Source organism: Pseudomonas sp. Sample_22 (assembly GCF_004307635.1).
Taxonomy (GTDB): domain Bacteria; phylum Pseudomonadota; class Gammaproteobacteria; order Pseudomonadales; family Pseudomonadaceae; genus Aquipseudomonas.
Window position 1 is genome coordinate 129,312 of record NZ_RCNY01000047.1, and the last position, 12,401, is coordinate 141,712.

Sequence of the window (12,401 nt, forward strand, 5' to 3'; positions counted from 1 at the left end):
TCAGAAAGGCGCGTCGCCCTGGATGGTGGTGCGATACAGCTTGCGGCGCAGATGGCTGGGGCATCCGGCGGCAAGGTGAATCAGCGAACGGTTGTCCCAGAACACCAGGTCGTGGGCCTGCCATTGATGGCGGTAGATGTTTTGCGGCAGCACGCTGTGGGCAAACAATTCGGCCAGCAGTTGCCGGCTCTCGTCCTGCGGCAGGCCGACGATGCGGGTGGTGAACCCTTCGCTGACGAACAATGCCTTGCGGCCATTTTCCGGGTGGGTGCGCACCACCGGGTGAATGACTTCCGCCACTTGGGCGAGCTGTTCCGGGGTCAGCGTCGGGCGCCAGTTGCCTTCGAATTTGCTCTCGCTGTAGCGCGCCGTGTACGAGTGCGCCGCCGAGCGACCTTCCACCGCTTTGCGTAGCGCCAGCGGCAGGTTGTCCCAGGCTTTGTGCATGTCGGCGAACAGCGTGTCGCCGCCCTCGGATGGCAGTTCCTGGGCATGCAGCATCGAGCCCAGGCTCGGCAGTTCCTTGTAGGAGAGATCGGAATGCCAGAACTTGCCGGCATCACCGAGGCCAATGTTCTGGCCGTTTTCGACAATGTTGGAAACGATGAGGATTTCCGGGTGGTTGGCCAACAAAAACTGCTTGAGCACATGGATCTGCAGCACGCCAAAACGGCGGCTGAAATCGATCTGTTGTTCGGGGGTGATGCGCTGGTCGCGGAACACCACCACATGATGATCCAGGTGGGCGCGATGGATGTGGGCGAAGTCCTGATCATTGATCGGGCGGGACAAATCCAGGCCGATGATTTCGGCGCCCACTGCGCCGCTGAACGGGCGAACTTCAAAGTGTTGTGGCGCGATGGCTGGCGCTGCGGATACGGCTGCTGACATAAATCACTCCCACGCACGGCACGCTCAAGGGCGCGCGCGTCGATCAGAAACTCACGGATATCGTGTTGGTTCGTGTCGTGCGGCGCGCCGATTGGTCGGCAGGTACGCAGGTGGTTGACTTTATAGATATAAGAAAAGGAATTTAAATACCGTTAGCGAATAACCATATGGCTGAATTCGCCTATGCTGCTGACAGCATGACGCGGTTCTCTGTGAGGAATGTTCCATGTTCTACGTGCAACGCGATACAGCCGGGCAACTGCTGCGCGTCGAAGCCCAAGACTACGCCGAAGCCACGGAAACGCTGCCGGCCGACCATCCTGACCTCCAGGCCTGGTTTGCCAATGAACTGATGAACACAAGCCTCAACCAGCTCCAGCAGATCAAACAGCTCAAGCAATTGCGCAAGAGCGACCTGGAAATGATCCGGGTCATCGACGATTTGATCGAAGTGCTGATCAACAAAGGTGTGATCCTCGTCACCGACCTGCCGGCGCCGGCACAGGCCAAACTCATGGACCGCAGCCAGGCGCGGGAGGCGTTGGGCGGGTTGAGTCATTTGGTGGATGATGATGAGGATGGGGTGATCTGAGTTTTTTATTGCCTGTACTGACGCCATCGCGGGCAAGCCCCACAGAGTTATGTGTGATGCACAAATTTTGCTAACACCTGCAACCACTGTGGGAGCGGCGGTGCGACGATTCGACTTGCCCGCGATGGCGATCTTCAGCTCACCGCCGGCTTGTCCTTGAACAAAAACTCAAGCAGCTCCGGCGATTCGAGGTGATCCAGCGCCCGCTCCACCAACAAATGCACCCCGTCAGCCATGCGGCTCAGCGCCAGCGCAACGGATCGGCGTGAGCCTTCCACATCGTCCGCCAGGTCGGCGGCGATGGCGCTGATGGACAGTAAATCTTCGGAGGCGTTGGCCAACAGGGCTTCGATGTTGATGTCGTCGGCGACGGTGAAGAGGTGGTTTTTGTGGGGCTTGGTTTCGGGAGTGTCGCCAGGGGTTTCCGGCGGATTTGGCGTGACTTTGAACATAGAGGCCATCCTAAACAGTAGTGGGGGCCGTTCGCCTTTCGTTTGCACGCGAAATGGGTGGCGGCCGTGCGCAGGTGTGCAAAACCGGGCCTGTTTAGACACCCAGCAGATCCGAGGATCTCCTGCGCGCAGCCGCCATAAAGCAGTGGGCATACTAATGCTCATCTGAGGAATGGCAATACGCGTGTCAAACAGTCTGGTCGGATTTGCACGTCCGAGTCACTGCTTATTCAGTGACAAACTCAGACTAGGCTTGGGCACTTGGCCAAACAAGTTCACCGACACCACTACAACTTGAAGGAAATCTCCGACGCCGGTGTCCCCTCTAGGAACATTCCCACAGCAATTGTGTTGTCTGTGCTGACGCCATCGCTAGCAGGCTAGCTCCCACAGTAGATCGGTATTGATCGCAGGGAGTGTGTACGACATGAGCCCATGTGGGAGCTAGCCTGCTAGCGATGGCAACCTCACAGGCAACCCTACCCCCAAGGCCTCGGCTCCCCGATCAACCGCCCCTGAACCCCATACACCCCCAACTCGCGAATCACCGCCAGTTCGCCCTCGGTCTCGACCCGTTCGGCAATCAACGGCAGATCAATGCTGTGGGCCGCCCGTTGAACAGCCTCAATGAACAAGCGCTTGTCGCTCTCCTGATCAATCGCACGGATGTAGCTGCCATCGATTTTCAAGTACGCCAACCCCAGCCGCGCCAGGTTGCCGATCATGCTGAAGCGCCCGCCAAAACGTTGCAGGCTCAACGTGAACCCGAGCTCGCGCAGGCGCCGTGTCAGATCTTCAAGCATGGCTTGATCGGGCAGTTGTTCTTCGCCGATTTCCAGGGTCAGTCGCGGCCCTAGATTGGAATGCGAGCGCAGCAGCTCGAACAGCGCATTCAATGCCTGTGGATCTTCAACGGTTGCCGAAGACAGGTTCAGTGCCAGGGTCGATTCGTGGTCGGCCATCTGTTCCAGCACTAACTCCAACATCAGGCGATCCAGTCGCGCCGTCCAGTCGAACCGCTCCAGCCACGGCAGAAAGCGCCCTGCCGGAATGCTCTGGCCCTGATCGTCGATCAACCGTGACAGCACTTTGTAGTGCAGCACCAATTGCGTGTCCTGGCTCGCCACCACCGGTTGAAAAAACAAGGTGAAGCGCCGCTGCTTCAACGCCTGATCCAGCAGATCGTGCCAGGCATGATGATCGTCGCCGACACCGGCCAAAGCGCTCTGGTCAAGGCAGACCCAGTTCGAATCACCCAGGCCTTCAGCTTGCGCCAACGCCTGATCCGCCAATGCGAGCACGGATGGCGGCGCGTCGCCATAAACAAATGGCGCCAGCCCGATCGCGGCCACCTTGGCCACGTCCGTCGCACCGGTCGCATGCAGGCTGGTCATGGCGATGTCGAGGTGCTGCGCCAACTGCAATGCTTCTTCACGCACCAGCCCCGGCGCCAGCACGGCAAATTCGCCACCACGAATGCGGGTCACCAAATTCTGGGTTTCCGGGTATCGGGCGCACGCTCTGGAAAGTTGCTCGCCGACCGCCCGCAACAATTCGTCTGTACGTTGCCCCCCCAGGCGCTGGTTGAGACCCGCCAGATCCTGAACCCGTAACAACAGCAAATAACCAGAGCTGGCCTGTTCAGGGTTACTCACCCGCGCATGCAATTGCATCTCGAAATATCGCCGGTTGGCCAGCCCGGTCAAATTGTCCTGATAAGACTCCGCCCGCAGTTTTTCACTGCGCTCGGCCTGTTCCTGAAACAGCGCCTTGAGCTTCTCGACCATCTGATTCATCGCCTGCACCACGCGCCGCAATTCAGGGGTGCGCGGCAGGTCAGGCAAACTGAGAAACTCGCGACGGGCGATGGCGTGGGACTGCCGGACCATGTAATCCAGCGGTTTCAACTGGCGCCGCAACAACAGCGCACCCAGTATCGCGCTGACCACCCCACAGAGCAGCAACCACGCCAGACTGCCCAACGCGCTCTGCCACAGTTTGGCCAGGGCGAACATGGGGTGGCTAACCACTTCGACCCGCGCGGCCTGCTCCCAGCCACGGCTGACGATCGCGTCGCCACCGGCAGGTTCCAGCCCGATCAATTTGACGAACCAGGCCGGGACATCGGTATCGGCCGGGATGCCGCTGCGCTCGACCAACGTTTTGTCGTTTGCCAGATCGACCACGCGAATGCTCGCGTAATAGCCGCTGTCGAAAATCGAACTGACCAGCAACTCAGTCATTGCCGGATCATCGATGTTCGGCGTCAGGGACAGCGCCAGCGCCGTCGCGGCGTCCTGGGCATGGGAGCGCAGCTGATTGACATACTGAGTTCGCGAACTCTCCAGGCTGACCATGAAGCTACCGGTGAAGGCGATGACCAGGAACAGACAGATTGCGATCAACAGCTGTTTGAACAATGACATCTGTGGGCGGCTCCTAGTTAATCGACTCGACCGGAAATCCTTCGGCCTGCATTTTTTTCAGCACGTCCTGCCAACGAGACAGACGCTTGCTGTCACTGACCCTCTGGTTGCCCTTGGCACCGGGCAACCACAACCCGTTTGCATTGAAAGAGTAGACCGGCAGCAGATCCGTTCGTTGGCTGGCTGGCCGGATATCATCGATCAGGCTGTCGAGCACCAGCGGCATGGCCTGGGGGCTCGCGTAATAGGTCAAGACCATGTGCGCACGATTCAATTGCAGCGCCTTCACGTAGGTGATGCGCAGCTTGTCACTGGCAACGCCCAGATGACGCAAGCTGAAATACTTGGCGATAGCGTAGTCCTCGCAATCGCCGGCGCCTTTGAACAGGGCTTCGACCGGCGTTTCCCAGTAATCGGCCTGATGCCACAGGTCGGCATCTTCGACGTAGCGTATGCGCTGGTTGAAGAACCGGTTGACCCGGTCGAGCTGTTCCAGTTCGCTGGCCTTGCTCTGGCTGGCCAGCAAGTATTGCCAGTCATCAATACGCTGCTGACCTTCGCCCAAAGGTCCGTACAATGCCTGCGCCCGGCGGCTGATCGACGAGAAATCCCAATCGCCCAGTACATCGCCCAGCATTACACCGGCCAACAGCATCGCACCGCACAGCCAGCACAACATCCGGGGTATCGGGAAACGTACTGCCAATGCGCGGCATCCAGGGTAGACAGTTGGAAGTCGGTTGATGGTGTAGGTTAATCCGCTAAAAAACAATGGCACGGTGAGATCACCAAGGGCGCGCTAGACTCAAAGAAAGCGCTGCGTTGCGCGTTTGACAAGCCTCCAGGCAGTTACTAGTGTCAGTTGGATCCAAAAAACCAAATAGCCAATCAGGGTGCGTAGTAGTGACACAAAAGCCCAATCCGCTCAGCAGTATCAAGGTCAACGGGCCGATTCCCGCTCACTTGGCTCGCTCAGTCATCGAGGAAACCCTGCGTTCGGCGATTCTCGATGGTCGCCTGCCCTGCGGCATCGCCCTGCGCCAGCAAGATCTGGCCGACCTCTTCGGTGTCAGCCGTATGCCGGTGCGCGAAGCCCTGCGTCAGCTCGAAGCCCAGGCGCTGCTCAACGTGGTCGCCCATAAAGGCGCGGTTGTCGCGCCGCTGATTCAAGGCGACGCTGCGGAAACCTATGCCCTGCGGATACTGTTGGAGTCCGAGGCGCTGCGCATGTCGGTGCCGCTGTTGGAGATTGCTGACCTCGAACAGGCCGCCCGTTATATCGATGAGCTGGAAACCGAACACGACTACAGCGAAATCGGCCGGCTCAATCGCCTGTTCCACATGTCGCTGTACAGCAAGGCACCCAATAAGCGCCTGCTGAAACTGGTGGAAGATGGCTTGAACGAGGAAGAACGCTTCCTGCGCTTCAATCTGGAAGCAATGGGCCTGGGTAAATTGTCCCAGGAAGACCACCGGGCCATGTTGCATGCTGCCCAAGAGCGGGATGTCGACAGTTCGGTGAAGTTGCTGGTTCATCACCTCAATCGTGGCGTCGAGGTCATCACCCGTTACCTCGCCAGCCCTGAAGCCCAAAGTCGAAAACTCTCCAAGTAAAACAGTGATGAGGGAGCTTGCTCCCTTTCCGTCATGCCGCGCCCAGCCCGCTTGAAACCGAACGATCCACTTACAAATTTCCCATCCCCTTATGCCCTCTCCGATTCCCGAATTCGGTGATAGCGGCTGTCTTGAATTACGCTCACTCCTGGGGTGCCGACAACCCATGAACGGGGCGACGCATCGCAATTAAGCAGCAGCCCCCCGCACCAGGAACCTACGGAAGGAGCCTTGCCACGGGAACAGGAGAGTCGGCGCTATTCCCGGCGAACTTCCCCCTCATATCACTTCAACGATTTAGCCCAGAAAGTTGCTTCGAGTGAGGCATTCACTCTTTATTAAAATTCTGACTTTTAAAAGACGGAAGGAGCAACTACGACCAAATAAAACTTATTCAAAAAGTCTTATAGAAACTTGCCGCACCCGAAAAAGTTTAACTTTAAAATATCTGAAAAATAACTTGCCCGACACTTAATTTGTGTACTAGTTTTTCCAGGCCGATATATGGCGCCGGCTGATAAGCCACAGCAGCAGCCCTTACAGCACCTTAACAAAATCATTCAGATTGAGGCATTCGCTCGCCACAAGAAAACTTTTACCAACAATAAAGAGTGACCACTCCTTCATACCAGACAACTAAAGGCTCGCCGATGAAACCAACCAAAGAGCATCTTGAACAAAAAAAATCGCAACTGAGTGCGCACCCGATATTCTCCGAAATACACTCACTTCCAGTATTGCGGCGTTTTATGGAAACCCATGTTTTTGCGGTTTGGGATTTCATGTCGCTGACCAAACGACTGCAACAGGAGCTGACCTGTACGCAATTGCCCTGGCTCCCGCCACGCGACCCGCAGGCAGCACGATTGATCAACGAGATCGTACTGGGCGAAGAGTCCGATGACCGCCCCGCTCAAGGCCACTACAGCCATTTCGAGTTGTACCTGGATGCCATGCGCGAAGTCGGCGCGAGTACGACCGCCGTCGAGCGGTTTGTGGCGCTGCAGCAGGAAGGCGTGAGCTATGACGTAGCGTTGCAAAGTATCAAGGTGAACCCGGCGGCCGCGCGGTTCGTGCGCCATACGCTGCATACCGCCTTGCATGCGCCTGGCCACAGTGTCGCAGCGGCATTTCTGCATGGCCGCGAGAGTGTGATTCCACAAATGTTCCAGCGCATCCTCGACGACTGGGGTATCGGTATCGAACAAGCCCCGACATTTCGCTACTACCTGGAACGCCACATCGAGGTCGACGCTGAAGACCACGGCCCCGCTGCAGAACGACTGCTCGCGCGACTGGTCGACAGCGACCCGCAACGCGAAGCAGACGTGTACGCCAGCGCCATCGCCGCCGTAGACAGTCGCATCGCTCTGTGGGACGGCTTGCGCCTGAGCATGAACGAGCTTCTGGCGGAGGTGAACCCATGAACGCCGCCGACTATCTGTCGTTCGCCGATGCCTGGGAGAGCCGCGCCACCATCCGCACACGCCCGCGTCGCCTGCTGGAGAACGACGACAGGCTGATTTATCCGCTGAGCCGGCAACCGCTGGTTCTCAGCCAGACGTTTGTGCGCGAGTGCCCGGAGCAGCGCGACTTCGCCCTGGTGCAGACGCTCTACAAATTCATCAATGACGTGGTGATCTTCGAAACGGAAATCGTCGACAAGACCGCCCGTAGCATTGCCAAGAATCGCTTCGCCGTGGCATTCCCGTTCGCCTGTCGCTACGACGCCATGACGGTGGTGGTCGATGAGGATTACCACGCGTTGGTCGCCATGGATTTCATGCAGCAGGCCATCGCCATGACTGGCATCAGCCCCATCGGGCTGCCTGAGGAAATCGAGTTGAGCCGGGCGATCCCGGCAGCCATCGCTATGGCACCGGAACACCTGCACAGCGCTGTGGAGCTGATTTGCGTGGCGATTGCCGAAAACACCGTGACCGGCGACGTTGCCGCGTTCGCCAAGGACGATACCGTCAAGCAGTCGATCAAGGGCTTGATGGCCGACCACTTGCTCGACGAGGGCCGGCACTCCGGATTCTGGTCGCGGATGGTGCGCATCTACTGGCACACCGCAAGCGCAGCCGACCGCGAGTGCATCGCGCGAATCCTCCCGGTGTTCATCAGCCACTACCTGACCAACGACATCCAGAAGGCCTTTGACTTCCAACTGATCGACGCCTTGCAGATCAGCGATGCCGCGCGCCAATCCCTCAAGAATGAGGTGTCCGGCCTGGCCTTCCCGATCAATCGCCATCACCCGCTGGTCGCCAACATCGTGCGGTTTTTCCGCAGCAGTTCGCTGCTCGATTCGCCGTGCGTGCAAAGCGCCTTGAGTGACTATTTGCTTTGACGAGGACCCCGTCATGAGACGTCTCGAAATTCTGCTTGCCGGCCACAGCCAGGCCCTGACCGACCTGGCGCTGGAACTCGAACAACACGGTCATGCACTGACACGGGTAACGACAATCGATGCACCCTTGCCGGAGCATCTGGATCTGATGATCGATGATGCCAGCCTGAACCCGCTTGTTTTCAGTCCTGCACCGCGCCTGACGCTGCAACTGGGCATCGGCCCTTCGGCAGCTTCAGGATTATCGCCGCTGGATCTGTTATTCACCGTTGATGCGACTTTGGTCAGTCGCGTGCCGATTGCCGATGAACCCTCGGGCAATGGTCAGGCACTGCGTCTGCGCGCAATCAAGGAACTGGTGGATCACGTCGCCCTGCTGGTCAGTCGCTACTCCCGCGACGCTGAGTATTTCCTGCTTGCACAACCGGCCATTTGCCCTCACTTCGCAACGTTCGAAAACCTGCTGTATCTCGACAGCCTCGCTTACATCCATCGCCGTAATGCAACCGCTGCACCATGGCTGCTGGAGCTCGCCGAAATACCGATGATCGAACGGCTTGAACAGCGTTTCATTCAGAGTGCCGACAGGCCTGCGTTGACCGTTGCCGGGACCACCCTCGACTATCGCCAGTTGCACACCCTGAGCCGTGCTATCGAGCAGCGATTGCAGCCCTTGCTCAGCCAGCATGAAGCCCCGCTGGTGGTGGGAATCTGCCTGCCGAAATGCAGCGCGTTGTACGCAGGGATCCTGGCGATTCTGGGCAGCGGCGCGGTGTATTTACCCCTGGAACCAAGCCATCCGCTGCAACGTCAGCGGTACATCCTGTCAAATGCCGGTGCGGTGTTACTCCTGCATGACGGTCAGCATCCGCTTGCCGCGCAAATGCCGGGATTCGATATCACTTCGATCGATGCCAGCGACGTCAATCTTGAGCAACCGTTGATGCGTCAACGTCCAGCGCTTGAGGCGCCGTGCATGGCCCTCTACACATCGGGAACCACCGGCCAGCCCAAAGGCGTGTTGCTCAGCCAGGCCAATCTTGCTCACTTCACCGCATGGTATGCCGACTATGTGCAGCTGACCGAAGCGAGTCGGGTTCTGCAATTTTCCTCAGTGAGCTTTGACTCATCGCTGATCGATATTTTCCCGACGCTGCTGCAGGGTGCCGAATTGATCGTGCCTGCTGAAGACCAGCGCCGCGATCCGCTGCAACTGGTGGAGCTGATCCGTCTTCGGCAACTGAGCCACGCCTTTTTGCCACCAGCGCTGCTGAGCATTCTGCCGCTGGAGTCATTGCACAACCTCGAACACGTGATGACGGGTGGTGATGTCTGCGAGCCGTGGGTGATCCAGCAACTGACTCGCCAAGGCAATCTCCACAACCTCTATGGCCCCACCGAAGCCACCGTGCTGATTACTGCGCGGCAGTTGCAAAGGGATGACAACAACCGGACCCTCGGCGATCCGATCGCCAACAGTCAGGTGCTGATCCTCGATGATGATTTGCAACCGGTGACAGAGCATGCCGTCGGTGAGTTGTACATCGCAGGGCCCGGTGTGTGCCTGGGTTATCTGAACAACCCGCAGCAGACCGCCGAACGCTATCTGACCCTGACGTTGCCTGATGGCCAGCACTTGCGTGTCTATCGCACCGGGGACATAGCGAAGTGGACGAACGAAGGGATCGAGCTGTGCGGACGGCGCGACAATCAGGTAAAGATTCGCGGTTTCCGAGTCGAGCCAGAAGAGATCGAACGCTGCCTGCGCGACAGCCAGTTGTACCGCCAAGTGGCGGTGGTGATCGACAGCCATCGTCGAATCCTGGCCTTCCTTGCACAGCCTCAAGAACACCATGGCGGTATGGCGCGCGATGCGCTGAAGGCTCACGCCATGCAGTATCTGCCGGAGTACATGCAGCCGGTGGCGTGGACCGAACTGGCGGGCATGCCGTACGCCAGCAACGGTAAGGTCGATCGCAAAGCGCTGCTGGCGCTGCCGGTCAGTGTCAGCGAAAACACCCCGCGACGCCTGCCGGTCAATGCCGATGAAGCGCTGCTGCTGGAGATCTGGGCCGATCTGCTGGAGTTGCCGGCCGGCGATATTTCCACCGATGAAAGCTTCTTCAATCTGGGAGGTCACTCCATCCTGTTGTCGCGCATGCTCCTGCGTTTGCGCGAAGAATTCGGTCGCAGCATATCGATCAACCGCTTCATCGAACTGCCTACCATCACCAAGCTTGCGACACTGGTGCGGGGTTCAGGCCGTGAAGAAGTATTGAGCGACCGAGCCTTGGCCGATGCCTCTCGCGAACTGCATGTGCAGCCATTGCCCATCAGCCGTCTGGGCGATGTACACAAAGTCATCGTCACCGGCGCCAACAGTTTCGTCGGGGTGCACATCGTCGAAGCGCTGTTGGGGTGGGGCGCCAGTGAAGTCGCTTGTCTGGTCCGCGACGGCAACGGGCAAACGGCGGCTGAGCGGTTTGCTCAGGCGTTGCGTGAGAACCGCCTGGAGCATCTGGACCTGAGTCGGGTGCGGGTGTACGCGGCAGATATCACCCAGCCAGGCCTGGGCCTGGCCGACGAGGTTTACCTGCGCCTGGATCGAGAGTTCGGCGCCTTGGTGCACAACGCCGCCAACGTCAATCACGTACTCGATTACCAATCGCTGGCGCGGGACAACGTCGAGCCGATTTTCGAATGCCTGCGGCTTTGCGAAGGACACAGCAAAAAGATCTTCAACTTCGTCTCGACGCTCTCGGCTTCCAGCGCGGTTTCCGCAGATGGCAAGGTACTGGAGCTGCCCGCCGCGCAGACTCCACCCATCTACATCAAGAACGGCTACAACCTGTCCAAATGGGTCGGCGAGCGGATCCTGCAACGGGCGCGGGAGCGCGGTGTGCAAGTCAATATCTATCGCCCCGGCAACATCAGCTTCAACAGCCTTACAGGCGTCTGCCAGCCACACAAGAACCGTTTGATGTTGATGCTCAAAGGCTCGATCCAACTGGGCCAGGTGCCGGAGTTCGCGCTGAATTTCGATCTGATGCCGGTGGACTTCCTCGCCCGCTTCATCGCCTTCCATGCCAGCCGCTATCAGTCGGAAAAAGCGGTGTTCAACCTGCACAACCCCGAGCCCCTGAGCTGGGACCGATACGTGGCGTCGTTTCGTGAAGCCGGGCAGGAATTTTCATTGGTCAGCGTTGCAGACTGGCAGCAGCAACTGGCTCGGGTCGACAGCGATAACGCGCTGTTCGGCGTGCTCGGCTTCTACCTCAACGGCTTTGAAGAAGACATCGGCGACATCTCGATGATCGGTCACGACAACGCCCAGGCCGGTGTGTGGCAGATGGGCGCGTGTTATCCGGAAAAGACCACGGCGCTGCTGCGCCGTGGCTGCGACTACCTCAAGGAAATCAATTTCATCTGAGTCATCCCAACCCGCACGGAGCAAAACCATGAGCACTCTGCAACCCGATACCCTGATCCAAAATCCACAAGGCTGCCACGTTGTATCCTCGGTGGAAATCCCTGCCGAGGCCGCACGGGTCTGGGCCGTTGTCGGCAACTTTGCCGGCTTCGACCGATTCATACCTGCGCTGTCGCACATTGAAATGACGGGTGAGGGAGTGGCTTCCCTGCGCAAAAAGCACTTCAGGGACGGCAACCTTGTCGTCGAGCAACTCAACTCCCACGACGATCACACGATGAGCATGACCTGGACCACGATCTACAACACCCTGGGTGTGGCCAATCTGTGGGCGGCGATGCAGGTGACTCCCATTGATTCAGGCAAATCCGTTGCGACCTGGACGATCATCGCCGAACCGGCGCAGGGAGGTGCTGACGCGATGCCAGGGTTCCAGGCGTTCGTCCAGGGCTTTGCCGATGATGCGATGAACAATGTGTTGAAGTTATTTGTATAAGGCTTTTGTTTTGCGGTGACCGCCAACGGCTTTTGGCTGCCCTGAAACGACAAAACCCCTGTCTGCGTTAGCAGACAGGGGTTTTGAATTTGAATCTTGACGATGACCTACTCTCACATGGGGAAACCCCACACTACCATCGGCGAT

The 12,401-nt window shown here is 58.4% G+C and carries 10 protein-coding genes; 6 read left to right on the forward strand and 4 right to left on the reverse strand.

Annotation, left to right across the window (positions count from 1 at the left end; all coding sequences use genetic code 11):
- Nucleotides 1–891, reverse strand: coding sequence for a TauD/TfdA family dioxygenase (locus tag D8U73_RS11740; protein WP_130904530.1), 891 nt, complete (start codon nucleotides 889–891; stop codon nucleotides 1–3).
- Nucleotides 892–1,117: 226 nt separating this feature from the next.
- On the opposite strand from D8U73_RS11740, the gene D8U73_RS11745 reads away from it, so the two are divergent.
- Nucleotides 1,118–1,483, forward strand: a complete 366-nt coding sequence (locus tag D8U73_RS11745) for a hypothetical protein (protein WP_056852035.1) — start codon at nucleotides 1,118–1,120, stop codon at nucleotides 1,481–1,483.
- A 134-nt stretch (nucleotides 1,484–1,617) separates the two neighbouring features.
- On the opposite strand, the gene D8U73_RS11750 is transcribed toward D8U73_RS11745, so the two are convergent.
- From D8U73_RS11750 to lapG, 3 genes are all read right to left on the reverse strand, one after another.
- A complete protein-coding gene (locus D8U73_RS11750; RefSeq protein WP_130904531.1) occupies nucleotides 1,618–1,935 on the reverse strand; it encodes a DUF6124 family protein in 318 nt (105 codons plus the stop codon).
- Between the two features lie 479 nt (nucleotides 1,936–2,414).
- Complete coding sequence (gene lapD / locus D8U73_RS11755; RefSeq protein WP_130904532.1) at nucleotides 2,415–4,361, reverse strand: cyclic di-GMP receptor LapD; 1,947 nt, start codon at nucleotides 4,359–4,361, stop codon at nucleotides 2,415–2,417.
- A gap of 13 nt (nucleotides 4,362–4,374) precedes the next feature.
- Nucleotides 4,375–5,067, reverse strand: a complete 693-nt coding sequence (lapG, locus tag D8U73_RS11760; protein WP_130904533.1) for a cysteine protease LapG — start codon at nucleotides 5,065–5,067, stop codon at nucleotides 4,375–4,377.
- A 197-nt stretch (nucleotides 5,068–5,264) separates the two neighbouring features.
- Here lapG and D8U73_RS11765 point away from each other — a divergent pair, with 197 nt between their 5' ends.
- The 5 genes from D8U73_RS11765 to D8U73_RS11785 all read left to right on the forward strand — a co-directional run bounded on the left by D8U73_RS11765 (nucleotide 5,265) and on the right by D8U73_RS11785 (nucleotide 12,254).
- The gene (locus D8U73_RS11765; RefSeq protein WP_056852031.1) at nucleotides 5,265–5,975 is read left to right on the forward strand and encodes a GntR family transcriptional regulator; all 711 of its coding nucleotides are present in this window, start codon (nucleotides 5,265–5,267) and stop codon (nucleotides 5,973–5,975) included.
- 650 nt (nucleotides 5,976–6,625) lie between these two features.
- Nucleotides 6,626–7,402: a DUF3050 domain-containing protein gene (locus tag D8U73_RS11770; protein WP_130904534.1), complete on the forward strand. Its 777-nt coding sequence runs from the start codon at nucleotides 6,626–6,628 to the stop codon at nucleotides 7,400–7,402.
- Nucleotides 7,399–8,328, forward strand: coding sequence for a diiron oxygenase (locus D8U73_RS11775; RefSeq protein WP_130904535.1), 930 nt, complete (start codon nucleotides 7,399–7,401; stop codon nucleotides 8,326–8,328). The genes D8U73_RS11770 and D8U73_RS11775 overlap by 4 nt, the downstream gene beginning before the upstream one ends.
- Nucleotides 8,329–8,341: 13 nt before the next feature.
- Nucleotides 8,342–11,758, forward strand: coding sequence for a non-ribosomal peptide synthetase (locus D8U73_RS11780; RefSeq protein WP_130904536.1), 3,417 nt, complete (start codon nucleotides 8,342–8,344; stop codon nucleotides 11,756–11,758).
- 28 nt (nucleotides 11,759–11,786) lie between these two features.
- Nucleotides 11,787–12,254, forward strand: a complete 468-nt coding sequence (locus D8U73_RS11785) for an SRPBCC family protein (RefSeq protein ID WP_130904537.1) — start codon at nucleotides 11,787–11,789, stop codon at nucleotides 12,252–12,254.
- Nucleotides 12,255–12,401 lie beyond the last annotated feature (147 nt).